Source organism: Bacillus hominis, assembly GCF_018332515.1.
Taxonomy (GTDB): domain Bacteria; phylum Bacillota; class Bacilli; order Bacillales; family Bacillaceae_G; genus Bacillus_A; species Bacillus_A hominis.
This window is the reverse complement of sequence record NZ_BOQD01000500.1, coordinates 1-382: the sequence shown is the minus strand read 5'-3', so window position 1 is coordinate 382 and position 382 is coordinate 1. Positions and strand designations below refer to the sequence as shown.

Sequence of the window (382 nt, the reverse complement as noted above, 5' to 3'; positions counted from 1 at the left end):
ATGGAGCAGGGAAATCGACATTAGCTCATACTCTTATAGGAATAAATAAAACAAAGAATGGAAGAATAACATTCGATGGAGAAAATATAAATTCTTGGTCTATTCGTAAACGCGGGGAAGTTATTTCTTACGTTATGCAAAACCCAAATCAAATGATTACACAGCCCACTGTTTTAGAAGAAGTTTCATTTTCATTAAAATTAAAAAAAGTTTCAAAAGATGAGATTGAGAGTAGAGTCGAAAAAGCTTTAAGAATTTGTGGATTATACCCATTTCGTAACTGGCCAATTCAGGCATTAAGCTACGGACAAAAAAAGAGGCTTACTATTGCATCTGTACTTATAACAAACCCAAAACTTATTATATTAGATGAGCCGACAGC

The 382-nt window shown here is 33.2% G+C and carries 1 protein-coding gene; it reads left to right on the top strand.

The features are described 5' to 3' along the window. Positions 1–382: ABC transporter ATP-binding protein (locus KI356_RS26900; RefSeq protein ID WP_212936971.1), on the top strand; the 382-nt coding region annotated here is incomplete at both ends.